The sequence below is a fragment of the Aureimonas sp. OT7 genome (assembly GCF_014844055.1).
Lineage (GTDB): Bacteria > Pseudomonadota > Alphaproteobacteria > Rhizobiales > Rhizobiaceae > Aureimonas > Aureimonas altamirensis_A.
In genome coordinates, this window is sequence record NZ_CP062167.1 from 2196350 (window position 1) to 2220875 (window position 24526).

At 65.3% G+C, this 24526-nt stretch carries 19 protein-coding genes; 9 read left to right on the forward strand and 10 right to left on the reverse strand.

Annotation, left to right across the window (positions count from 1 at the left end; translation table 11 throughout):
- Window positions 1–115 precede the first annotated feature (115 nt).
- From IGS74_RS10565 to IGS74_RS10580, 4 genes are all read left to right on the forward strand, one after another.
- Window positions 116–1297 carry an AI-2E family transporter gene (locus IGS74_RS10565; RefSeq protein ID WP_192386095.1) on the forward strand — a complete coding sequence of 394 codons (1182 nt, stop codon included), beginning with the start codon at window positions 116–118 and terminating at the stop codon, window positions 1295–1297.
- Window positions 1294–1953: a DnaA/Hda family protein gene (locus IGS74_RS10570; RefSeq protein ID WP_192386096.1), complete on the forward strand. Its 660-nt coding sequence runs from the start codon at window positions 1294–1296 to the stop codon at window positions 1951–1953. The genes IGS74_RS10565 and IGS74_RS10570 overlap by 4 nt, the downstream gene beginning before the upstream one ends.
- Window positions 1954–2036: 83 nt before the next feature.
- Window positions 2037–4472: an RNA degradosome polyphosphate kinase gene (locus tag IGS74_RS10575; RefSeq protein WP_342585349.1), complete on the forward strand. Its 2436-nt coding sequence runs from the start codon at window positions 2037–2039 to the stop codon at window positions 4470–4472.
- Window positions 4420–5979, forward strand: a complete 1560-nt coding sequence (locus IGS74_RS10580) for a Ppx/GppA phosphatase family protein (RefSeq protein ID WP_192386097.1) — start codon at window positions 4420–4422, stop codon at window positions 5977–5979. Before IGS74_RS10575 ends, IGS74_RS10580 begins: the two co-directional genes overlap by 53 nt.
- A gap of 4 nt (window positions 5980–5983) precedes the next feature.
- On the opposite strand, the gene IGS74_RS10585 is transcribed toward IGS74_RS10580, so the two are convergent.
- From IGS74_RS10585 to rnd, 6 genes are all read right to left on the reverse strand, one after another.
- Window positions 5984–7918: a hypothetical protein gene (locus IGS74_RS10585; protein ID WP_192386098.1), complete on the reverse strand. Its 1935-nt coding sequence runs from the start codon at window positions 7916–7918 to the stop codon at window positions 5984–5986.
- On the reverse strand, window positions 7915–8898 hold the full coding sequence (locus IGS74_RS10590; RefSeq protein ID WP_192386099.1) for an ABC transporter permease: 984 nt from the start codon (window positions 8896–8898) through the stop codon (window positions 7915–7917). The genes IGS74_RS10585 and IGS74_RS10590 overlap by 4 nt, the downstream gene beginning before the upstream one ends.
- Before the next feature lie 11 nt (window positions 8899–8909).
- Entirely contained in the window at window positions 8910–10805 is a 1896-nt protein-coding gene (locus IGS74_RS10595; RefSeq protein ID WP_246722526.1) for a sugar ABC transporter ATP-binding protein, read from the reverse strand.
- Between the two features lie 73 nt (window positions 10806–10878).
- Window positions 10879–11862: a substrate-binding domain-containing protein gene (locus IGS74_RS10600; RefSeq protein WP_192386100.1), complete on the reverse strand. Its 984-nt coding sequence runs from the start codon at window positions 11860–11862 to the stop codon at window positions 10879–10881.
- A gap of 43 nt (window positions 11863–11905) precedes the next feature.
- Window positions 11906–12703 carry an FCD domain-containing protein gene (locus IGS74_RS10605; protein ID WP_192386101.1) on the reverse strand — a complete coding sequence of 266 codons (798 nt, stop codon included), beginning with the start codon at window positions 12701–12703 and terminating at the stop codon, window positions 11906–11908.
- A 100-nt stretch (window positions 12704–12803) separates the two neighbouring features.
- Entirely contained in the window at window positions 12804–13964 is a 1161-nt protein-coding gene (rnd, locus tag IGS74_RS10610) for a ribonuclease D (RefSeq protein ID WP_192391737.1), read from the reverse strand.
- 168 nt (window positions 13965–14132) lie between these two features.
- Between rnd and aspS the strand changes: the two genes are divergently transcribed.
- Complete coding sequence (gene aspS, locus IGS74_RS10615) at window positions 14133–15920, forward strand: aspartate--tRNA ligase (protein WP_192386102.1); 1788 nt, start codon at window positions 14133–14135, stop codon at window positions 15918–15920.
- An 81-nt stretch (window positions 15921–16001) separates the two neighbouring features.
- Here the strand turns inward: aspS and IGS74_RS10620 are convergent, their stop codons facing one another.
- Window positions 16002–17183: a hypothetical protein gene (locus IGS74_RS10620; RefSeq protein WP_192386103.1), complete on the reverse strand. Its 1182-nt coding sequence runs from the start codon at window positions 17181–17183 to the stop codon at window positions 16002–16004.
- A 201-nt stretch (window positions 17184–17384) separates the two neighbouring features.
- Between IGS74_RS10620 and parC the strand changes: the two genes are divergently transcribed.
- Window positions 17385–19637 (forward strand): DNA topoisomerase IV subunit A, encoded by a 2253-nt coding sequence (gene parC, locus IGS74_RS10625; protein WP_192386104.1) that lies wholly within the window; start codon window positions 17385–17387, stop codon window positions 19635–19637.
- Between the two features lie 56 nt (window positions 19638–19693).
- Window positions 19694–20830, forward strand: coding sequence for an iron-containing alcohol dehydrogenase (locus tag IGS74_RS10630; protein ID WP_192386105.1), 1137 nt, complete (start codon window positions 19694–19696; stop codon window positions 20828–20830).
- Between the two features lie 4 nt (window positions 20831–20834).
- Here the strand turns inward: IGS74_RS10630 and IGS74_RS10635 are convergent, their stop codons facing one another.
- The 3 genes from IGS74_RS10635 to hemB form a co-directional block, all read right to left on the reverse strand.
- A complete protein-coding gene (locus tag IGS74_RS10635; RefSeq protein WP_039190245.1) occupies window positions 20835–21593 on the reverse strand; it encodes an arginyltransferase in 759 nt (252 codons plus the stop codon).
- A 103-nt stretch (window positions 21594–21696) separates the two neighbouring features.
- The gene (locus IGS74_RS10640) at window positions 21697–22182 is read right to left on the reverse strand and encodes an RDD family protein (RefSeq protein WP_082016045.1); all 486 of its coding nucleotides are present in this window, start codon (window positions 22180–22182) and stop codon (window positions 21697–21699) included.
- A gap of 47 nt (window positions 22183–22229) precedes the next feature.
- Window positions 22230–23252, reverse strand: a complete 1023-nt coding sequence (hemB, locus tag IGS74_RS10645; RefSeq protein WP_192386106.1) for a porphobilinogen synthase — start codon at window positions 23250–23252, stop codon at window positions 22230–22232.
- Window positions 23253–23383: 131 nt separating this feature from the next.
- On the opposite strand from hemB, the gene IGS74_RS10650 reads away from it, so the two are divergent.
- The gene (locus IGS74_RS10650) at window positions 23384–23836 is read left to right on the forward strand and encodes a DUF6163 family protein (protein WP_246722527.1); all 453 of its coding nucleotides are present in this window, start codon (window positions 23384–23386) and stop codon (window positions 23834–23836) included.
- Between the two features lie 148 nt (window positions 23837–23984).
- Window positions 23985–24509 (forward strand): winged helix DNA-binding protein, encoded by a 525-nt coding sequence (locus tag IGS74_RS10655; protein WP_039190249.1) that lies wholly within the window; start codon window positions 23985–23987, stop codon window positions 24507–24509.
- The last annotated feature ends 17 nt before the right edge of the window (window positions 24510–24526 follow it).

Sequence of the window (24526 nt, forward strand, 5' to 3'; positions counted from 1 at the left end):
GGCGGGATAATGCGGCTCGGCATCCCTTGACCCCTTGTCCGGCGGCTGCCTATCTCGTCTTTGAAGGCAGACGGCGGTTGGGCCGTATCCGCCGGGGAAAGAGCAGCACGGACCAATGGTGAAGGATCGCAGCCGGCTTCTCCGGCGTCAGGCCATGTTCTGGGGCATCGCCGCCGCGGTGGTGCTGGCCTTCATCTGGCTGTTCAGTTCCATCCTTTTGCCCTTCGTGCTGGGCATGGTGCTGGCCTATTTCCTCGATCCGATCGCCGATTGGTTCACGCGGCGCGGCTTGTCGCGGCTGATGGCCTCGCTGGTCATACTCGTCCTCTTCGTCGTTCTCATCATCGCGCTGATCCTGGTGGTCGTGCCGGTGATCTCCAGCCAGATCACCGCCTTCGTCTTCAACCTGCCGCACTACCTGCAGCGCCTCCAGGTGCTGGCCATCGAAGCGCGCACCGGACCGCTGTCCTGGTTGTTCCAGGACCAGGAGCAGAGCCTCAGCCAGGATTTTTCCGATATCGTGCGGCAAAGCACGGCCTTCTTCACCTCCTTCGTGGGACAGTTGTGGACGTCGAGCCTCGCGCTGGTGAACTTTCTGTCGCTTTTCGTCGTCACGCCGGTCGTCGCCTTCTACCTGCTGCTCGACTGGGACCGCATGATCGACAAGATCGATACCTGGGTTCCGCGCCAGCATCTGACCACGGTGCGCCGCCTGGCGCGAGAGGTCGACCGGTCGGTGGCCGGGTTCGTGCGCGGACAGGGCAGCCTGTGCCTGATCCTCGGCACCTATTATGCCGTCGGCCTGACGCTCGTCGGGCTCAACTTCGGACTGTTGATCGGCTTCTTCGCGGGGATGATCTCCTTTATACCCTATGTCGGCTCGGCGCTCGGGCTGATCGTGGCCATCGGTGTCGCGCTGGTGCAGTTCTGGCCCGACTGGGTCTGGGTGGCGGCGACGGCCGGCGTCTTCCTGACCGGGCAGTTCATCGAGGGCAACATATTGCAGCCCAAGCTCGTCGGGGCTTCGGTCGGCCTTCACCCCGTCTGGCTGATGTTCGCCCTGTTCGCCTTCGGCGCGATGTTCGGCTTCGTTGGCCTGCTGATCGCGGTGCCCGCCGCCGCGGCCGTGGGCGTGCTGGTGCGCTTCGCGCTCGGCAAATACCTTGAAAGCGACGTCTATTACGGGCGCACCATCGAACAGCAACCGACGCCCATGGTGGAAAGCCTGAACCTGTCCGCTGCCATCCGCAGCGAATTCTCGCCCCGGGGTGAGGCCGGGGATGGAGGCGAAGCATGAGTACGACACGTCAACTTCCGTTCGAGCTGCCGCACAAAGCATCCTTCGACCGCGCGGACCTGATCGAAAGCGGTGCCAATTGTCTTGCCATCGAGGCCATCGACTCATGGCCGGACTGGCCCCACCCGGTGCTGATGATCGTCGGGCCTGCGGGTAGCGGCAAGACGCACATCGCCGAGGCGTTCGCGGCCATGTCCGGCGGCATCCATGCACGCGCCGGAGACGTCTTCGAACCGCAACCGGGCTTTGTGCGCGTGATCGACGATGTCGATCGTACCGACATGGCCGAGGAAGAGATATTCGCCATCGTCAACGCCGCGCGGGCCGGCCTTGGCCATGTGCTGCTGACCAGCCGAACGCCTGCGCCGCTCCTGCGCCTCCGCCTGCCCGACCTTGCTTCGAGGCTTCGAGCGGCAACCCAGATAGAGCTGGGGGCGCCCGACGACATGCTGCTCCACGGCGTGCTGGTGAAGCTTTTCGCCGACCGCCAGATGGACGTCGACCCCAAGCTCCTGGCCTATGTCCTCTCGCGGATGGAGCGCTCCATCGCTTCCGCCGAGGCGCTGGTTGCACGGCTGGATCGGGAAAGCCTCGCCAGTGGGCGGCGTATAACGCGGGGGATGGTCGCCTCCGTGCTCGAGGATGGACAGCCCTGACCGTCATCAAAGCGTCGCCGCACCCGGCTATGCGCCTTGCAGTTTTGTCCTAAGATGATGGCGGGAAGAATCGAGTGAGCGAGATGAGCGGCAAGACGACCCGTAGGAAACCCGGCGCAGCGGCGCCGCAGCCCGCGCGGCGGGCGGCCCCTCGCAAGCGCAAGGAGCCGGCCATCGCCAAGGCGGATGTCGAGCGCGCGGAAGTGGCGGCAGCCGCCGTCGTGGACGGGCTGGTCGGCAACCTCGCGGCGACCGCGGTGGTAACCGCGGCCCATGCCGGCGCGGACGGGATGCCGCCTGTGATGATGCCGGACCGTCCGCTGATGGAAGCGATCGGCGTCGTCCCGGTCGCTCCCCGAATCGATAATCCGCCGGATGCCGACGAACTGCCCGCCGACCGTTTCGTGAACCGTGAGTTCTCGTGGCTCCAGTTCAACCGCCGCGTGCTGGAAGAGGCCCGCAACGTCAAGCATCCGCTGCTGGAGCGTCTGCGCTTCCTGTCGATCTCGGCCGGCAATCTGGACGAGTTCTTCATGGTGCGCGTGGCCGGGCTGGCGGGCCAGGTCCGTGAAAAGATTCCGGTGCGCAGCGCCGACGGGCTTTTGCCGCAGGAACAGCTGGACAGGGTGCTGGACGAGGTCGAGCTTCTCCAGTCCGAGCAGCAGGCGACGCTTGCGGAGCTGGTCAAGGCCCTGAAGGCGGAGCGCATCAACATCGTCGCCGCCGGCGAGTTGAAGAAACCCGACCGCGAATGGCTGGAGCGCCATTTCGACGAGACCATCTTTCCGGTGCTGACGCCGCTGTCGATCGATCCCGCGCACCCGTTTCCTTTCATTCCCAATCTCGGCTTCTCGATGGCGCTGGCGCTGGTGCGTGAGCGCGATTCCCACCGCATGAACGCGCTTCTGCGTCTGCCGGTCGCGCTGCAGCGCTTTATCCAGATGCCGGTGACGGAGGCCGGCGAACACCGGTTCGTGCCCCTGGAAAGCGTCGTGGCACTGTTCATCGGGCGGCTGTTCCCCGGATACCGGGTGCGCGGGCAGGGCACGTTCCGACTGATCCGCGATTCCGATATCGAGGTGGAGGAAGAGGCGGAAGACCTCGTCCGCCTGTTCGAATCCGCGCTCAAGCGCCGGAGGCGCGGTTCGGTGATCCGTATCGAGTTCGATTCGGTGATGCCCGAGAGCCTGCGCAATTTCGTCGCCACGGAACTGGCGGTGGCGGAAAACCGCGTCTCGGTGATGGACGGCATGCTGGCGCTCGACGCCGTGTCGCAGATCGTCAAGCTCCCGCGCGAGGATCTGAAGTTCGAGCCTTACATACCGCGTTTTCCGGAGCGTATCCGCGAGCATAATGGCGACTGCTTCGCCGCCATCCGCGAGAAGGACATCGTCGTTCACCACCCCTATGAATCCTTCGACGTGGTGGTGCAGTTTCTGCGGCAGGCGGCGTCGGACCCCAATGTCGTCGCGATCAAGCAGACTTTGTACCGCACCTCCAACGACTCACCCATCGTGCGCGCTCTCATCGACGCGGCCGAGGCCGGCAAGTCGGTCACGGCGCTGGTGGAGTTGAAGGCCCGCTTCGACGAGGAGGCGAACATCAAGTGGGCGCGCGACCTGGAGCGGGCCGGCGTGCAGGTGGTGTTCGGCTTCATCGAGAAGAAGACCCATTCCAAGCTGTCGCTCGTCGTGCGGCGCGAGGAAGGACGCATGGTGTCGTTCGTGCATATGGGTACGGGAAACTACCACCCGATCACCGCGCGCATCTACACCGACCTGTCCTACTTCACGGCCGATCCGGACATCGCGCACGACGTGTCGATGATCTTCAACTACATCACCGGCTATGCGGAGCCGACGGAACTGCGCAAGCTTGCCGTCTCCCCGCTGAACCTGCGCCAGCGCATCATCCAGCATATCGAGGAAGAGGTGCAGCACCAGCGCGCCGGGCGCAGCGGCCAGATCTGGATGAAGATGAATTCGCTCGTCGACCCGAAGATCATCGACGCCTTGTACCGCGCCAGCCAGGCCGGCGTGGAGATCGACCTGATCGTGCGGGGCATCTGCTGCCTGCGGCCCCGTGTGCCGGGCCTTTCCGACAATATCCGCGTCAAATCCATCGTAGGCCGCTTCCTGGAACACAGCCGCATCTACTGTTTTGGTAACGGCCATGGGTTGCCATCGGAAAAGGCCATCGTCTACATGAGCTCGGCCGACCTGATGCCTCGCAACCTCGACCGGCGGGTGGAAACGATGATTCCGATGACGACCCCGACCGTGCATAGTCAGGTTCTGTCGCAGATCATGCTCGGCAATATTCTCGACAACCAGCAGAGTTGGTCCGTCCTTTCGGACGGAACTTCGCGGCGCATCAGCCCGTCGGTCGGCGAACAGCCCTTCGACGCGCAGCGTTACTTCATGACCAATCCGAGCCTGTCCGGGCGCGGCAAGGCCCTGAAGTCGAATGCGCCGAAGCTCATTGCAAGGCAACGCGCGGAGCACTCCCGTTTCGATTGATCTTACAGGCCAGGGCCGAATTGCCGGGCGTTTGCCCGTCGCGGTCGTAGACATCGGCTCCAACTCGGTGCGCCTCGTCATCTATGAGGGCAACAGCCGCGCGCCGGTACAGCTTTTCAACGAAAAGATCCTGAGCGGGCTGGGCAAGGGCCTGGCCCGCACGGGCCGGCTGGACGACAAGAGCGTGGCCAGCGCGCTTTCCGCACTGACGCGTTTCCGCGCGCTGGCGGAGCTTGCCGGCTGCACCGAAATTTACCCGCTGGCGACGGCGGCCGCGCGCGAGGCGTCCAACGGGGCGGAATTCATCAAGGCGGCAACAATCGCGATCGGCCGCGACATCATCATCCTGTCCGGCGCGGACGAAGCCCGTTATGCCGCCGAAGGGGTGGTGGCCGGTTTCTTCGCGCCCAACGGAATCGTCGGCGATCTGGGCGGCGGCAGCCTGGAACTGGTCGAGGTTTCGTCCGGGCGGTTCGGCACCGGCCTGACGACGCCGCTTGGCGGCCTGCGCCTGCGCGACCTTTCAGGCGGGGATATTGCCAGGGCCCGCGCCATCGCCGACGGGGAGATCGGCGGCTCGGCCCTGGCGGGCGCCTGCGACGGCAAGAGCTTCTATGCCGTCGGCGGCACCTGGCGTAACCTTGCCAAGCTACACATGGAACAGACGCGATACCCGTTGCAGGTCATGCATGGCTATCGCGTCGCCGTGGCCGAGCTTGCCGATTTTCTCGACAAGGTGGCGACGAGCGATCCGGAGAAACTGCCCGGTATCGACGCCGTATCGCGCAGTCGTCGGTCGCTTCTTCCCTTTGGCGCCGTCACGCTGCAATCCGTCATCGCCAATCTGAAGCCTGTCGACATCGTGGTGTCCGCCTATGGCGTGCGCGAAGGGTATCTGCACGCGCTTCTGCCCGAGGCCGAACTCGAGAAGGATGCGCTGCTGGTCACGGCGCGCGAATTGTCGGTCCTGCGCTCCCGCTCGCCGATCCACAACGAGGAACTCGTCCGCTTCGCCGCCGACACGTTCCATGCCCTCGGCATCGACGAAACGCCGGAGGAGGAGCGCCTCCGCGACGCCGCATGCCTGCTGGCAGACGTCAGTTGGCGCGCCCACCCGGACTATAGGGGCGGCCAGGCACTGTCCTTTACGGTGCATGCGGCGCTGCCGGCGCTCGATCATGCCGGCCGCACGTTCCTGGGGTTGACGAACTACTTCCGCTACGAGGGCCATTTCGAGCAGGGCATGATGCCCGATCTGGAACGGCTGATCCCGCCGCGTATGCTGCAGCGTGCGCGGGTCCTGGCCTCGCTGTTCCGGGTCGTATTCCTGCTGACCGCTGCCATTCCCGGCGTGCTCGGCAAGCTGCGCTGGGTGCAGGATCCACGCGGCGGCTTCACCCTTGCCGTGCCGGCAGACCTGGCCGACCTTCTGGGGGAAAGGCCGCGCGCGCGTTTCCAGCAATTCGCCAAGGTTGTGGAACGCACCTTGCGTATCGAGGTTCGATAAGCACCTACCAGTGCACGCGCGCGACGGCGTAGGGTTTCAACGTCAGCGTCGGGCCCGAGTGGGGCTTCGATAGGGTTTCCGCGGCGTCCGGCGTCCGGCTGGCCACCTCGAAACTGTCTTCGTCCAGCATGAAGACGCCGGCCGCGTTTGCCGGAAGCTGCACGCGGTTTTCCTGGCCGGTCCGGTTGGCGATCCAGAGGATCGTTTCGTCCTTTCCTTGCACGGCAAGCGCCTCGACGGTGTCGCCATGCGAAACGGACAAGCGGGGCAACCCTTGAAGGGCGGCCAGGCCGCGCAGCACGTGGAAAGCGGGAAACAGGCCGCCGGCCCGATCGTACCATGGTTGGGGCCAGTCCTGCGGCGTCCATATCAGGCCGAACGGGCCGGTCGGCGCGCCCATGGCGATGGCGCTCGCACCGCCGTCGCCAAACCGGGCGATATAGCCCAGCATCCAGGCGGCCCCCAGAAGGCCGCGCTGGCGGGGGTCATTGAAGTTCATCGCCTGTCGAATATTGGCCGGGTTGGCCATCGGCGCATCCCCATAGGGGTTCATGCGCATGCCGATGGCGCTGGGGCCAACGGCGATCGGTTTGCCGGCGGCGATGGCCCGTGCACTGTCGGCGATGGCGGGGAGGGATTCCAGCCCTTCCATGATCGAGTGATCGTCGCCCGCATGCAGCGTCGCCGTGGTGGTAAAGCTGACGATATCGAGAAGGTCGGCAGGCGGGCGCTTGCGGTTCATCTCGGTGAAATAGCTGAACATGCCGCCGCCGATGCGCGCGCCCGGAAAGGCCCGTCGCGCCGCCTCGAACATCTGGCGTGGCGGCGGGGCATCGGGCCATACGCTGCCTGGCAGCGTGCATTTGAGGTCGGGCGCCGGCGAGACGAGGACGGTGGCGAAGGGCCGTCCCAGGGCGTCCACACAGGCGCCGAGCGCCGACAATTCGGCTTCGAAGCCGTCGACGGACTGGACGACCGCCTCCAGCCAGATTTCGCCTCCCAGCATCCGCGCGGTCTCCACGAGGGCGCCGAGGGTGGCCTCGTCATGGCCGAGCGCGGGATTGTAGTGGCAGATGATCTGTCCCGGCCGGATCGTCGACAGCAGGTCGGCCTGCCCGCGCGCGGCTTCGATTTCGGAAGGGTCGAGGCCGTAGCCGATGGACGGCATCGTTCCTGCCACGGGGCCGACAGACACGCGCTCTTCGGCCGTATCCGCCTTCGCCACCGCCGATGCGCCGCCGACGGTCAGCGTCACGGCCTGCGCGATGCGCTGGCCCTTGTCCAGCGTGTAGGGCCATGGCAGCGCCAGGGGACGCACATAGGTCTTGTAGGAGGCGTCGGTCCAGTTGCGCTGGTCTTCCATTTCATAGACGTCGCCTTCCATCCGGCAGGTGACGGACAGGCCCGGCGCCGCTTCATGCGTCAGGGCACGCAGGTTCATCATCGGCTGCACGGGGTCGATCAAGTGCGGGAAGGTGCCATCTTCGATGGTCCCGTCGGCATGTTCGATCCGCACCGCGCGGCCGGCGACGCCGACGATGGGATGCAGCACCACGAAGCCGGTGCGATTGGTAAGGAAATCGGTATCGGCCGATCCATCGGCGCTGAAGGTGAGTTGCCCGGCGGTGGTGGCGGAAATCCGCGCGCTGTAGCGGAAGGCCTGCGCCTCGTCCCGTGCCACCGCGTCGTAGGTGACGCTGAACCCGTCGGCGGTCTCGTCGACGATGAGGTTTTCGATTGTCGGGTTGTAGGTGCCCCAGTTTCTGTCCCGCACGATAAAGGAAATTGCGCGGATCAGCTCTACGCCATTGAAGCGGATATGCCGCAGGTTTCCTGCGTCCAGTTCTGCCGTAAGGCTGCCTGCGGTGAGGATGCGGGGACGGGGCGCGGGCTCGTCCGTTCCGAACAGGCGGACGGAAATGGAGGGTTCCTGCGTCATGGATTGACCTTCGAGCTTACGAGGCGTTCGGCCAGGAGGGCGGCGATGATGATCGTGCCGATGGCGGTTCCCTGCCAGAAGGGCGAAACGCCCATCAGGTTCAGGCCATTGCGGATCATGACCATGATGAACACGCCGAACAGCGTGCCGATGATCGAGCCGCGTCCGCCATACAGGCTGGCGCCGCCGATGACGACCGCCGCAATGGCGTCGAGTTCCATCGCATTGCCCATCAGCGGGTCGGCCGACAGAAGCTGGGCGATGGAGAAGGTGATCGCAACGGCCGAAAGAGCCCCGGAGATCACGTAGGGCAGGACGGCGTAGAAAAGAACGCTCAGGCCGGCTGCCCGTGCGGCCTCCTTGTTGGAGCCGACGGCATAGATGGTGCGTCCGCCCTTGGTGTAGCCGAGATACAGGAACGCGACGAGGTAGAGCGCCAGCAGGAAGAGGACGTTGGTGGGCACTCCGAGCACCGTCGTGTAGACGATGGACTGCATCGCGTCCGGGATGGTCGAGATGGCCGTCTGCCCGGACAGGATGTAGGCAAGGCTGCGGCCGATAGCCATGACGCCCAGCGTGACCACGAAGGCCGCGAGGCCGAAGACGTTGATGAGCAGGCCGGACACAAGTCCGATGAAGCCACCCGCGGCAACGGCTAGCGCGATTGCCGGCACGATCGGCATTTCGCGCAGGGCCAGCCCCAGGATGATGCCCGTCAGCCCGGCGACGGACCCGACGGACAGATCGATGCCGCCGGTCAGGATCACGAAGGTCATGCCCACGGCCACGATGCCGATGACGACGGACTGGTCCAGCATGTTGAAGACGTTGGATTGCGTCAGGAAATACGGCGACATGAGCGACAGGCAGAAGGCGATCAGCAGCGCCAGAAGTGTCATGCGAACCTCGAGCCGGCCGATCAGCCTGCGGCCGATGGAGCGGCCGGGGCTCGATCTGGGGGAAGCGGTATCTGCGGTCATGTCCGTGAACCTCAAAGCGTTTGCGCCATCGCGTCGATATGGCTGCGGATCGTTTCCGGCGCGGGAAGGGGCGCGCCGTCCGGCAGGCTGATGCCGACCCAGCCGAAATCATGCCCGCGCGCACTGCGCATCTGCGTCAGCAGGGTTGCGCGGCCGCTGGCCGCATCGGTTACGAAGCCGGTTTCGCGGCGGGCGAGGGCCGAAGGAATGTGCGTCTGATCGAAGCGGCGCGCCTCGCCACTGCGAAAGCCGGGGTCGGCGTTGGCGTTTTCCACGACCGCGTTCAGGCAGATCAGGCTGTCTTCTTCCATAAGGGCCCAGAAGCCCGCGCCGCCATGCTGGCGGGCAAGATTGCGCAGCAGTTCGGTGTTGCGCACCATGGAGGTGCGAGGCGCGGCCAGAAGCGTCAGCTTTTCCTCGTCCAGCATGGCGCTGGGCACGTCCGCGATGGAGCGCCCGTCGCTGATGACGACGACCCGGTCGGCAAGGCCGAGCAGCTCCTCGAAGTCGGACGAGACGATCACAAGCGCCACGCCTTGCGCCGCGACCTCGCGGAGCATGGCGTAAATGCCGGCCCTGGTGCCGATATCGACGCCCTTGGTCGGTTCGTCCAGAATAAGCACGCGCGGCTCCAGAAGCAGCCATCGGGCGATGATCACCTTCTGCTGCATGCCGCCCGAGAAGTTCAGCATGGAGGCGTCCATGAGCCGCTCTTCGGGCAGGCCCAGGCTGGCCAGGAGGCGCGATACCTGCTTGTCGCGGGCGCGGTAATTGCAGAAGAATCCGCGATGGGCGCCGAGATGGGCGAGAAGCAGGTTCTCGCGGACCGAAAAGTCCGGAACGATGTTCTGGCTGCGCCTGTCCTCGGCCACGAAGCCCAGCCCGGCCCGCATCGCCTTGTCGGGCCGTTCGGCGGGCAGGGGCTTGCCCTCCAGCATGACCGTGCCGCCGTCACGCTTGCGCAGGCCGAAGATGGCCTCGATGGTTTCGGAGCGGCCGGCGCCGACAAGCCCGCCGAGCCCGAGGATTTCGCCCTTGCGGACGGCAAAGGATACGTCGCGCACCAGTGGCGCGGATGCCAGGTTGCGGACGTCGAGCGCGGGCTCGCCGCCCGGCTGGGGCAGCGCGGCACCCTCGCGGTGATAGATCGATTGCAGGTCGCTTCCCACCATCGCGCGGATCAGCTCTGCCTGGCTGAGGCTGGCGGTGGGGCGCGCATCCATGACGGTGCGCCCCTCGCGCATCACCGTGACGCGGTCGGTTATGGAGAAAACCTCTTCCAGCCGGTGCGACACGAAGACGAGGCCCCGGCCCTGGGCACGAAGGCGCTCCATGACCTCGAACAGGCGTTCCACCTCGCCCGGGCTGAGCGCGGCGGTCGGCTCGTCGAAGATGATGAGCTTTGCGCGCACGCCCAGCGCCTTGGCGATCTCGACAAGCTGTTTCTGCGCCGAGGACAGGGTTCGCACCTCCCTGTCGAAAGGCAGCCCTTCACGCTGGCCGAGAGCATCGAGGATGACTTCTCCCTGTTGTCGCAGGGCGCGATAGTCGAGCCGGCCGGGACGGCCGAGTTCCGGCAGGAACATGTTCTCCAGCACCGTCAGGTCCGGCACGAGGCTCGTTTCCTGCATGACGATGGCGATGCCGGCCTGCAGCGCATCGCGCGTGCTGCGCATGTGGATGTCATGGCCGCGATAGGTGATGTCGCCGGTATCGGCCATGATGTGACCGGAGATCACCTTCGACAGGGTCGATTTGCCCGCCCCGTTTGCGCCGAGCAACCCATGCACCTCGCCCTCCCGAAGCTCGAAGTCGGCTCCGGCCAAAGCGCGCGTGCGCTCGAAAGTCTTGGTCAGTCCGCGCGCGCTGAGAAGGATGTCCCCGCGCGCCTCATCCGCATCCACCACGTCGCATCTCCGCAGGTCGAACCATGAGGCCGGCAGGCCGCGCCGAAACACGGCCTGCCGGATATGGGTGGTCTCAGACTTCGTTTGCGAAGACGGTTTCCTTCACCGTCGGCAGTTCCTCGGCGATGTTCTTGCTTGTGACGGCAAGGATGGGAACGGTAATTTCCTTTTCGGGCGTCTTGCCGTCCAGGACGTCGATCATCGCTTCGCCGGAGCGCACGCCCATCAGGTAGGGCTGCTGCATGCCGGACACGACGAGCTCGCCCGACTCCAGCAACGGGACGAAGTCGGGGATGCCGTCGAAGGCCGCCACCAGGACTTCGCCGTCCTTGCGCGCCGCCTTGATGGCACGCAGGGCGCCCATGGCCGGCTGGTCGGTCTGGATGAAAAGACCGCGCAGCCCGGGATTGGCGGTCAGGATGTCCTGCGTGAACTTGAAGGTCTCGTCGGTGGTGTAGCTCTGCATCTGCTGCATGCCGGCCTCGCGGCCGGTGAAGCCGCCTTCCTTCAGTCCGTCCAGGAAGCCCTGGGTGCGGGCCTGACCGTTCTTGCGAGCCTGCGAGATGGCCACGATGGCGACGTCGCCGCCCTCCCAGCCCTTCTCCTTCAGCGCCGCGGCCAGCGCGGTGCCCACATCGTGCGCGCCACGATAATTGTCGGAGATGATGAAGGAGGCATACTCGCCGCTATTGGTGCCGATATCGGCAATGACGACCGGAATGCCCGCGCGCTGCGCAAGCTGCAGCACGCTGGGCGCCGTCGAGGAATCGGTGGGGGAAATGATGATGCCGCCCACGCCGCGCGTGATGGAGTCCTGCGCGTTCTGCAACTGGGTCTGTGCGCTGTTGTGGGAATCCAGCGCCTGATAGCCGTAGCCCTTGGCTTTCACCGCGCTTTCGATGCCCTTGGACAGATAGCGCCAGAAAGGCAGGTCGAGGCCGGGCGTCAGGTAGACGATGTCCTTGCCCTGCGCGATGGCCGAGGTGAAGGCCGAGAAACCGGTGCTTGCCAGGACGGCGCCGCCGATGGCCAGCTTGAAGACTGTTCTGCGTTCCATTTCGTGTTCTCCTCCCGAACGAAATGTTGAATTTTCCAGGGTTTCAGGCTTGGCGCCACCGGTCTTTGCCGGTCTGGGCGCCGCTTGCGATCGGGGGCGCCTGGCCCTCCATGACCGAACGCGTCGTGGTGTAGATGCGGCCGGTGTGGACAGAAAAGGCCGATACCGCGGCATTTGCATCTCCGGCCTCGATGGCGGAGACGATGGCCTCGTGTTCGGCGTAGCTGCGGCCGATCGCGTCGGGCTGGCCGATAGCCCGGCGCCTGTACTCCATCATGTAGGTGTAGAGGTCGGTTGCGAAGTCGGCCAGAAGGCGGTTGCCCGGCGCGCGATAGATCGCGACATGGAATTCGCGGTCGCAGATCAGGAAGCGGACCGGGTCGTCCAGCATGCCGGCCTGCGCCTGCAGCAGCTCGCGCAGGGTGCGGCAAAGCCGGGGGCTCGCACTATGGGCGACATCCGCAACCAGCTTCTGCTCCACCAGGATGCGTGCCGAATGGACGCTGTCGATGTCATAGGCGTCTATGGCGCGCGCAAGGGCCAGACCCACCGTGACAGGCCCGACATCGGCACGGAGAACGCGGGTGCGCGCGCCGTGGCTGACTTCGAGGATACCGCGCGCCGCAAGGGTCTGGATGGCGCCGCGCACCGCCTCGCGGCTGACGTTCAGCGCCAACGCCAGGTCGCGCTCTCCCGGCAGTGTATCGCCGACTTGCAGGATACCGCTGGCGACGAGGGTCGAGAGCTTGTCGGCGATGACTTCGCGAATGGGCGTGCGCACAATCCCCTCGCGGAAGATCGGCAGGTCGGACAGCTGCAGCGTATGCCCCGCAGAACCCATGACGCCCTCTGATGAACTGGTTGGACCAGTAGACCACTTCAGAGAATGACGAAACGTCGCACCTGTCAAGATACTGCGAAAGCGGTAGAGCCGGCTGCGGTCAGGCGTCCGGCATGGGGACGATTTCAACCCTGCGGTTTCGGTAGACGAGCGCGGACTGGCCGGAAAGAAGCTCCAGCGCACGCTTTCCGAAAATGTCCCGGCGCCAGCCCGACAACGCGGGAATCGGCGCCGCCTCGCCATGGACGGCCAGCTTTTCGAGGTCGTCGCCACTTACGAGGATCTTGGCCGCGACGCCTTCTTCCTCGGTTACGATCTTCAACAGGACCTTGAGAAACTCGACCGCTGCAGCCGTGCCTTCGGGCAGGGCCGGCGGGCGGGGCAAAGCAGGCAGTTCCGCCTTGGGAATGGCCAGTGCGCGCTGAACGCCGGCCAGGATCTCTCGTGCGGCGGACGAACGCTCGTAGCCGCGCGGAATGGTACGCAGGCGACCGAGCGCCTCTTCGGTGCGGGGCTGCTGCTGGGCGATCTCCTGCAGGGCATCGTCCTTCAGGACGCGGCCGCGCGGCAGGTTTTTCTGTCGTGCCTCGCGCTCGCGCCAGGCGGCCACCTCCTTGAGCACGGCCAGCTCGATCGGCTTCTTCACCCGCATCTTGACCCGCGTATAGGCAAGGTCGGGGTGCAGGTCGTAGGTTTCGGGCGCGGTCAATACGGCAAGTTCGCCGTCCAGCCATTCGCGACGATCCTGCCGATCGATCATGTCGGTCAGGTAGCGGTAGGCATCGCGCAGGTAGGTGACGTCGGCGAGGGCATATTGGAGCTGGCTGGGAGAAAGCGGGCGGGCGCGCCAGTCGGTGAAGCGCGAGGTCTTGTCGATTCGCCCTTCGGTGGTCCGGGCGACGAGCTGGTCGTAGGCGATCGCCTCGCCGAAGCCGCATACCATGGCCGCGACCTGCGTATCGAACAGCGGCGCCGGTATGATGTTTCCCAGCTTATAGATGATTTCCACGTCCTGGCGCGCGGCATGGAAGACCTTGACGACGGCGGTATCCGCCATCAGCGCGAAGAAGGGGGCGAGGTCCATTCCCTCGGCCAGGGGATCCACCAGGACGGCGCGCTCGTCGCTGGCCATCTGGATCAGACACAGTTCGGGCCAGAAGGTCGTTTCCCGGATGAACTCGGTGTCCACGGTGACGAATTGCGCCCGGGCAAGGGCGTCGCAGGCTTCGGCAAGGGCGGATGTGGTGGTGATGGGCTCCATGAGGTCTTCATAGATCAACGGCCGGCACCTTTGAACCGCGTTCTGCGGCGGGGACCGCGAAAATCTTGACAGGACAGGCGCGCCATGCGCTTTTCCGCGCGGATTGAACACCCGACACACGGGACAGGATTGGGCGCGGCTTTCGGCGGCGCCGGGAAGAAAGAGACCATGCATCGCTATCGCAGCCACACATGCGCGGCCCTCCGGGCCGCCGACGTCGGAAGCACCGCCCGCCTGTCGGGCTGGGTCCACCGCGTTCGGGACCATGGGGGACTGCTGTTCATCGACCTTCGGGATCATTACGGCATCACGCAGATCGTGGTGGACCCGGACTCGCCGGCCTTCGCGACGGCCGAGACCGTGCGCAGCGAGTGGGTGATCCGCGTCGACGGCGCGGTCAAGGCGCGCTCGCCCGAGACGGTCAACGCCAAACTGCCGACCGGCGAGGTCGAAGTGTTCGCCGCCGAGATCGAGGTGCTCAGCAAGGCGCGGGAACTGCCTCTCCCCGTCTTCGGAGAGCCGGACTATCCGGAAGATACGCGGCTGAAGTTCCGCTTCCTCGACCTGCGCCGCGAGACGCTGCACCGGAACATCATGCGCCGCACGCAGATCATCGCCGCGATGCGCCGCCGCATGGGCGAGGCCAGCTTCACAGAATTCTCGACGCCGATCCTGACGGCGTCCTCGCCGGAGGGCGCGCGCGACTTCCTGGTGCCGTCACGCATCCACCAGGGCAAGTTCTATGCGCTGCCGCAGGCGCCGCAGCAGTACAAGCAGCTCATCATGATGAGCGGCTTCGACCGCTACTTCCAGATCGCGCCATGCTTCCGCGACGAGGATCCCCGCGCCGACCGACTGCCGGGCGAGTTCTACCAGCTCGACCTGGAAATGAGCTTCGTCACGCAGGAAGACATCTTCCAGACGATGGAGCCGGTGATCCGCGGCATCTTCGAGGAATTTTCCGAGGGCAAGCCCGTCTCGCAGGAATTCCGCCGCATCCCCTACGACGAGGCGATGCGCAAATACGGCAGCGACAAGCCGGACCTGCGCAACCCCATCGAGATGCAGGCCGTGACCGAGCATTTCGCCGGTTCGGGCTTCAAGGTGTTCGCAAACATGATCGCGTCCGACCCGTCCGTCGAGGTCTGGGCGATTCCGGCCCGCACCGGTGGCTCGCGCGCCTTCTGCGACCGCATGAACGGCTGGGCGCAGGGCGAGGGGCAGCCGGGCCTTGGCTACATCTTCTGGCGCGATGAAGACGGCAAGTTCGCCGGCGCCGGCCCGTTGGCCAAGAACATCGGCGAGGAGCGCACGGAAGCGGTGCGCCAGGCCATGGGGCTCGAGGCCGGTGACGCGTGCTTCTTCGTGGCAGGGCAGCCGAAGAAGTTCGTCGATTTCGCGGGCGCGGCGCGCACGCGCATCGGCGAGGAACTGAACCTGGTGGACCGCGACCGCTTCGAGCTGGCGTGGATCGTCGATTTCCCCTTCTTCGAGTGGCAGGAAGAGGAAAAGAAGATCGACTTCTCGCACAACCCGTTCTCCATGCCCCAGGGTGGCATCGAGGCGCTGGAAGGGCAGGAGCCGCTAACCATCAAGGCCTTCCAGTACGACATCGTCTGCAACGGCTACGAAATCGCCTCGGGCGGTATCCGCAACCATTTGCCGGAAACCATGGTGAAGGCGTTCGAGATCGCCGGCTATTCGCGCCAGGACGTGGAAGACCGGTTCGGCGGACTTTACCGGGCCTTCCAGTATGGCGCCCCGCCCCATGGCGGAATGGCGGCCGGCGTGGACCGGATCGTGATGCTGTTGTGCGGTGTGCGCAACCTGCGTGAGATCACCATGTTCCCGATGAACCAGCAGGCTTACGATCTCTTGATGAACGCACCCTCGGAAGCGTCGACGACGCAGCTCCGTGAGCTTGGTATCCGCACGGCGCCGCAGCCCAAGGCCTGAGCGCGCCGCCGATCGCACTGTGAGAACAACAAAAACCCGGCTTCGCCTTTCAGCGAAGCCGGGTTTTTCACGTTACGGAGGTTACTGGTTTGCGGTGATGTCGAGCTTCAGAACTTCGGGCAGCGTCTGCGGAGCGCCCATTGCAGCCCCGATGACCTGGGTTGCCGGAACCGGTGTCTGCGGCGCGACGACGATGGACAGGTTCTCGGGGTTGGTGAGGTAAGCGGAGACCGCGTCCTGCACCTTGGTCTGGAAGGCCGGGTTCTGGATATAGGTCAGCATCGACGGCAACATCGCCTGCAACTGCTGCACGAGCTGGTCGCGAGTCTGGCCGTTACGCTGCGCATAATGGTCCAACAGTTTGTTGGTCAGCGAATTGTCGGTGATCGCAAGTTTGGCATTGTTGAGATACAGCTGAGAAATGAGGCCCAGCATGGCCATGCCGGTGGAGTCGCTGCCCTCCGGGTTGGCCGCCATCTGCTGCTGCAGCTGGCTGAGCTGCTGGATGAAGGCCGGCGTATAACCCGTTATGGTATATGCGAAATCCAGTTCCGCCGCGTCGTCCCAGACGACCTTGAGCGGATCGAGCTTCAACAGGCCATCGGCCGGGTTCCATTCTGCCTGTCCGCTCATGCTGCCATGGATCTGCGGATAGCCGATGGCGGCCATGGTGCGGGCGCCCTCCGAGTCCGGCTCGACGGCGGTGTCGAAGCTGAACTGGCTGACCTCGAACGTACCGGAGATTCCCCCGGCCGAGCCTTGCTCGCTCGTCAGCTCGGTGGTGCCGATGGTCAGCACGTCCTTGCCCTGATGCTGCATCGTGATGGCATCGAAGCCGGCACGGTCGATCTGGATGTTGCTGGGCAAGGCAGGGTCCGTCGCGGCGGCGGTGCCGGCAAGGCGCAGGCCCTCGACTTCCATGCCCGTTACCTGCAGGCGGCTGTCGCTTTCGGTGCGGTCGACGTCCCGCAGGCCGACGCGGTCGGCCGTGAAGCCTTGCTCGGCGGTGCCCTCGACATTCTCGAAGGTGAGATCGCCGAGCTCCAGCGACTCGCCTTCACTGGCGATCGACGCGCCCTGAAGGACGACATCGTCGCCGCTTTCCGAAACGCCCGTATACTCGAGCGCGACGCCCTGGGGCGCCAGAAGGGTCTTCAGGCGCTCGGCGAAAGCCTCGCCATCCGCCGCGGCATGAGCCGCCGTCGAACTCATGAGTCCGACGATCAGGCCGGCCATAATGCCACGGGTGCGGAAATGCATCATCGATTGCAACCTCATCAAACGGCCGCCGCGTCGCCACGGTCCGGCAATATGCGTCGAATCTCGACATTCTGCCCGGTTTATGGCGCGGGCGCGACCGAAGGCAATCCATGGTGGCAGCAAAAAGCATCCTGGCCGCGCAAAGGTTTGGATAAGCTCTGTTCTTCGCTTGTTCTTTTCATGGCGGTCGGCTAGGTCGGAATCATGGGCAAAAGCGTTGAACCGCCCGCCGGCGGCGGCGACATCGAACCGGTAGACCTGAAGACCGCGCTGGAAGAGCGCTATCTGGCCTATGCCTTGTCGACGATCATGGGGCGCGCCTTGCCCGATGTACGCGACGGGCTGAAGCCCGTGCACCGCCGCATCGTGCACGCCATGCGCGTGCTGCGGCTGGATCCGGGCCAGGGCTACAAGAAGTGCGCGCGCATCGTGGGCGACGTGATGGGCAAGTTCCATCCGCACGGGGATGCTTCCATCTACGACGCGCTGGTGCGCCTGTCGCAGGATTTCGCCATCCGCTACCCGCTGATCGACGGGCAGGGCAATTTCGGCAATGTCGATGGCGATAGCGCAGCCGCCATGCGCTACACCGAAGCGCGGATGACGGATGTCGCGACGCTGCTTCTGCGCGGCATCGACGAGGATGCCGTGGATTTCCGCCCCACCTACAACGAGGAGGACCAGGAGCCGGTCGTCCTGCCGGGTGCGTTTCCGAATCTGCTCGCCAACGGTGCGTCCGGAATAGCGGTGGGCATGGCCACGTCGATCCCGCCCCACAACGTGGCCGAGATCTGCGATGCGGCGCTGAAGCTCATCGAAACGCCCGACGCGCCGGTCGAGGCTCTCCTGCGTTTCGTGCAGGGGCCGGATTTTCCGACGGGCGGCGTCGTCGTGGAAGATGCGGCCGCCATCCGGGAGGCGTATGCCACCGGCCGGGGCTCTTTCCGGGTGCGCGCCCGCTGGGACAAGGAAGACACCGGGCGTGGCTCCTATGTCGTGGTCGTCACGCAGATACCGTACATGGTGCAGAAATCGCGGCTGATCGAAAAGATCGCCGACCTTCTGACCGCCCGCAAGCTGCCGTTGCTGGCCGATGTGCGGGATGAATCCGCCGAGGACGTGCGCATCGTGCTCGAGCCGCGCTCGCGCACCGTCGACCCGGAACTGCTGATGGAATCCCTGTTCCGCCTGACGGACCTGGAAAGCCGCATCCCGCTGAACATGAACGTCCTGTCCGGCGGCAAGATACCCCGGGTCATGTCGCTGCGCGACGTGCTGGTGGAATGGCTGGCCCATCGACGCGAAGTGCTGCAGCGGCGCACGGCGTTCCGCCTGGGGCAGATCGCCCGCAGGCTCGAGATCGTGTCCGGCTATCTGGTCGTCTTCCTGAACATCGACGAGGTGATACGGATCATCCGCGAGGAGGACGATCCGAAGGCCGAGTTGATGCGCACCTTCGAGTTGACGGATGTCCAGGCCGAAGCCGTCCTGAACCTTCGCCTGCGGTCTTTGCGCAAGCTGGAGGAGATGGAGCTGCGGCGCGAGTTCGATGCGCTGAGCGAGGAGAAGGCGCGCAAGGAAGCGTTGATGGCATCCGCCGAGCTGCAATGGTCGGCCATCGGCGAGGAGATCCGCGAGGTTCGCGAGACCTTCTCCAAGAAGACGGCGATCGGGCGCCGGCGCACCCTGTTCGCCGAGGCGCCGAGCCATGATGCGGACGTGATCGCCGAAGCGATGATCGAGCGCGAGCCGGTGACCATCGTCCTGTCGCAGAAGGGGTTCCTGCGGGCGATGCGCGGCCACATGGCTGACACGTCCAGCTTGACCTTCCGCGAGGGCGACAAGCTCAAGATGGCGTTTGCCGCCCATACGACCGACAAGCTCGTCTTCCTGTCCACCAACGGGCGGGCCTTCACGCTGGCGGCCGACAAGCTGCCGGGCGGCCGGGGCCATGGCGACCCGATCCGGCTGGCCATCGAACTGGAAGACGATCAGGACATCGTCACCGGTTTCGTCGCCAATCCGGCCGCGCGCCGGCTGATCGTCGCCAATGACGGTAATGGTTTTATCGTGGGTGAGGGCGACCTCGTCTCCGGTATGCGACGCGGCAAGCAGATCCTGAACGTCACCGCAAAGGGGCGGCTGGCGCTGGCCGTACCCGTGGACGGCGACAGCGTCGCCGTTGTCGGCGAAAACCGCAAGCTGCTGGTGTTTCCGCTGTCGCAGGTGCCCGAAATGTCGCGCGGCAAGGGCGTGCGCCTGCAACGCTACAAGGATGGCGGCCTTGCCGACGCGAAGGTGTTCCGGATGGCGGACGGGCTGACATGGACCGATGGCGGCGGCCGCCTCTTCGTGCGCGGCGAGGCCGAGCTGCTGGAATGGCGTGGCGACCGCGCGCAGGCCGGGCGGCTGGTGCCCAAAGGCTTTCCGAAGAGCGGTCGCTTCTCCGGTAGTTGACGGATCTTCGAGGCGGCCCTGCGCAATCCAATGAGCCAACCGAGGGAGGAAACCGGATGGCCCTGATCAATTACCTGACGCAGATCCAGTTTGCGGAGGGCGCCGTAAGCCTGTTGGCGCAGGAGCTCACGGCATTGGGGATCGAGCGGCCGCTTGTCGTGACGGACCGGGGCGTGCGGCAGGCAGGCCTGCTGGACAAGGCGCTTGCCAGCCTTGCCGGTAAGACTGCCGAAATCTTCGACGAAACGCCCGGCAACCCGACAGAGGCCGCTGTCAGGGCAGCCGCCACCGCCTACCTCGACGCCGGGGCCGACGGCATCGTCGCCATTGGCGGCGGCTCGGCCATCGACCTTGCAAAGGGTGTTGCCATAGCCGCCACCCATGATGGCCCGCTGAAGGATTATGCCGTGATCGCCGGCGGCGCGGCGCGCATCACGGCGCGCACCGCGCCGGTTGTGGCGGTGCCGACGACGGCGGGCACCGGCAGCGAAGTGGGGCGGGGCGCGATCATCATCCTCGACGATGGGCGCAAGGTGGGGCTGCTGTCGCCATACCTCATCCCGCGCCGTGCCATCTGCGATCCGGAGTTGACGGTTACGCTTCCGGCGGGACTGACGGCGGCGACGGGCATGGATGCCCTGTCGCATTGCGTGGAAACCTATTTGTCGGCAGCGTTCAACCCACCGGCCGACGGCATCGCACTGGAGGGGCTGCGGCTGGGCTATGGCGCCATCGTCCGCGCGACCGAGTCCCCGCAGGACCGCGCCGCCCGGCGCGACATGATGGCCGCCTCGATGATGGGGGCCATGGCCTTCCAGAAGGGGCTCGGCTGCGTCCACAGCCTCAGCCATGCGCTGGGCGGGTTGAACCCGAAGCTGCACCACGGCACGCTGAACGCGATCTTCCTGCCCGCCGTGCTGGCCTTCAACCGCGGTGCCGACAGCGTGAGAGCCGATGGCAAGTTTGCGCGGCTGGCGGCCGTCATGGGCCTTCCGGACGACGATGCCGTCACTCCGGCTTTCGCGGCCTTGTCGGCGCGCCTTGGCCTGCCGACCGGCCTGTCGCAGCTGGGCGTTGGCCCCGACATGTTCGATGCGATTACGGATGGTGCCTTGAAGGATCATACGCACCAGACCAACCCGCGCGAGGCAAGCCGGGAAGACTATCTCGACATGCTGCGGGCGTCGGCCTGACGCCCTACGCCTCGGGCGGCATATACCGTTCCCAGCCGGCGGGGCGCAGATGCTCCTGCGGCTGGAAGCGGATCTTGTAGCCCATCTTCTCGGAGCCCTCGACCCAGTAGCCGAGATAGACATAGGGAAGGCCCAGGGCGCGGGCGCGCTCGACATGATCGACGATCATGTAGGTTCCGAGGCTGCGGTCGATCTCGGCGGGCTCGTAGAAGGAATATACCATCGACAGGCCATCGGCCATCACGTCGGTCAGCGCCACGCCCACCAGCGCGCCGTCGGAAGAGCGCGAAAAGGCCGAATCCGGCCCACGCCGGCGATACTGGATCAGCTGGGTGTCCACCTGGCTGTCCTCGATCATCATCGAATAGTCCAGCACCGACATTTCCGACATGCCGCCCTGGGCATGGCGCGTATCCAGGTAGCGGCGGAACAGCGAATACTGTTCGCTGCTGGCCGAGGCGGAATCCATCCGGCCGATGAGATCCCGGTTGTTTCGCATCACGCGGCGCATGGATTGGGTGGGGCGAAACTCGTCCACCAGGATCCGAACGGAAATGCAGGCGCGGCACCGCTCGCAGGCGGGCCGATAGGCGATATTCTGGCTGCGCCGGAAACCGCCCTGCGTCAACAGGTCGAGCAACTCTCCGGCGCGCGTGCCGACGAGATGCGTGAAGACCTTGCGTTCGAGTTGACCGGGCAGATACGGGCAAACGGATGGGGACGTCAGGAAGAACTGCGGCGTTTGCGGATGATGCGCTGTCATCTCTCACCGAACCGATACCGGACGCCGAATGCGCCGGTTACCTGCTGCATCTTACTCGAAGCGGGCGCGTAGGGAAGTGGCGCGTCGGACACGCGGCGAACAATCAGTGATTTCTGACGACGACCGTGCCAAGCAGGTAATCGTGCAGCAGTTCCTTGTGCCGGGTGAACAGCGAAACCAGCAGCACGAGCGGTGTCAGAAGCGAAACGCTGGCCCAGAACAGCACGCCGTGCAGAACGGCCAGGACGGGGTCCACCGGCAGGCCGTCGAGCCGCGACACGCGGATATCGAACAGGCGCATGCCAAGCGTCGCCTGGGCACGTCCGCCCATCGTGAACCCGATGTAGAGGATGGCGATCAACGGCAGCATCACGGCGTAGAGCGCCCAGCCGAGGCCGAGCGTCAGCAGCCCAAGGATGGCGACGACGATTGCTGCCGGCACGGCCAGCGCCAGCACGATCGCGTAGTCGACGAGAAAGGCGAAGATGCGCCGGGTGCGCACGCCGCGATAGGCCCGAACGTCGTTGACGATCGCCTGGTTGGCATTCACTTCGGCGGTCTGGCTCATGAGCGGTCTCGTTTCTTTCATCGCTGTCACTCCTGGCAGATGGTCCCGCCGCACGCCGTGCGCAAGGCTCAGGCCATCGCCGCCGCCGCCCGTGGTGCGAAATAAGTGAGGATTCCGGCCGCCCCGGCCCGCTTATAGGCCGTCAGAACCTCCATCATGGCGGCATCGCCGTCCAGCCAGCCACGTTCGGCCGAGGCCATCATCATCGAGTACTCGCCCGATGTCTGGTAGGCGAAGCACGGTATGTTGAACTCCTGCACAAGGCGCGTCAGCACGTCGAGATAGGGCAGGCCCGGCTTCACCATGATCATGTCGGCGCCTTCGTCGATGTCCTGGGCGGCCTCGCGCAGGGCCTCGGCGCAATTGCCCATATCCATCTGGTAGGTGCGCTTGTCGCCTTTCAGGACGCCGGACGAGCCGACCGCATCGCGGAACGTGGAGTAGAACACCGACGCGTACTTGGCGGCATAGGACATGATCATCGTGTCCTGCAGCCCGCTATCGTCCAGCGCCTGCCGGATCAGCGCAACCCGCCCGTCCATCATGTCGGACGGGCCGACGATGTCGCAGCCGGCCTCGGCCTGCACGATCGCCTGCCGGCACAGCACCTCGACCGAGCGGTCGTTGTCGATCCGTCCATTGTGCACGATGCCGTCATGGCCATGGCTCGTATAGGGGTCCAGCGCGACATCGCACAGGATGCCGACTTCCGGCACGGCCGCCTTGATGGCCCGCGTGGCGCGGCAGACGAGGTTGTCCGGGTTCAGCGCCTCGCTGCCCGTTTCGTCGCGGCAACCCCCTTCATTGAAGGGGAAAAGGGCCAGCACCGGAATGCCGAGATCGCGCGCTCTGCGCGCGGCCTCCACCGCCCCGGCCACGCTGTGGCGGTGCACGCCCGGCATCGAGGCGACGGGCTCCGGCCCACCGTCGCCGTCCCGGACGAAGATCGGCCAGATCAGGTCCGCCGGTGCAAGCCGCGTCTCGCGGACCAGGCGGCGCGACCATTCGTTCTGGCGAAGCCGTCGCAGGCGCCGGCCGCCGGTGGCTGCGTCTACGGCGCGTGTGATGTCGCGATGCTCTCGGCCGGTCATGCGGTAACCCTCTCGAACTCTGGCGGCGTTCTAGAACACAGGGGCGCAAATTGGAACCATTCCGCGATGTCCGGGCGCGATGCACCCGTTTGCACCTTCACAAGCGTCGCCGGTACGCGCACAATCGCGCCATGAAGCGTTCGACTCCCCAAGAGAATCCGTCCAGTAACCTGATCCGTCGCTTAAGCATATTCGTATATCGAATTGTCGCGATTGCGTTTTTTGGTGCCGGCGCATACTACTGGGTACGCTTGGCCGGTGTGTATGACGCACCGATGTGGCGTTTCGACCTGATGCCACTGGGCTGGCGCATGGCGGCCTGCACCTTCGCCGTGCTTTACCCGTTCGCCGGGCTGGGCCTCTGGCTTGCCGGGTCCTGGGGCGCCGTCCTGTGGGGCCTCGTGGCCTTGATCGAGGCGGGGCTGGTCATCGGCCGCCCCATTGAGTTTTCCGTCAACTGGCCGATCGCCGTCGCGCATGGCGTCGGGCTTTCGCTTATCCTGTTGCTCCGGGTCGCCGATATCGTGGCCAGCCGCGCCCGGTCGCGCGTCGCGCGCGGCGGGGCCGCCCCGGCGCATTCGTAAACGCCTTGTTAAGCCCGATTGCGTCGGAATGGGTATTTAACGTTTCATTGACTCTGCCCGTTAAGGGGCCGTTTAGGCGCCCCGCGCGAGGCTCCGGGCCATCGTGCCGCCATGTGCGGCCACCTGTACAAGGACCGGAGCACCATTCATGAATAACCAGAGGAACGCCCAGGCAGCGGCGGCCCAAAGGGAGGGAGCGTCGGAGGACGATGCTCCGCTGAAGACGCTCTACCTCGAAACGCTGCAACTGGTGGAGCGGCTGCACCGGCGTCTGCTGGATGTCGTCAAGGACGAGTTCGACCGCGCCGGACGCACCGATATCAATGCGGTGCAGGCCCTCCTGCTGTTCAATATCGGGGATAGCATCCTGACCGCGGGGGAACTGCGCTCACGCGGGTTCTATCTGGGGTCGAATGTCTCCTACAATCTGAAAAAGCTGGTGGAACTCGGCTTCATCGACCATCAGAAATCGGCCAGCGACAAGCGCGCCGTGCGCATTTCGCTGACGCCCGAGGGGCTGGCGATTGCTGAAACCGTCGCCGAACTATACGATCGGCATATCGTGTCCATCGACAAGGTGGGCGGCCTCGGCGAGCAGGAATTCCAGAAGATGAACCGGTCCCTGCAACGGCTCGACCGGTTCTGGAACGATACCATCATGTATCGCCTGTAACGCGCGGATTTCCCAGG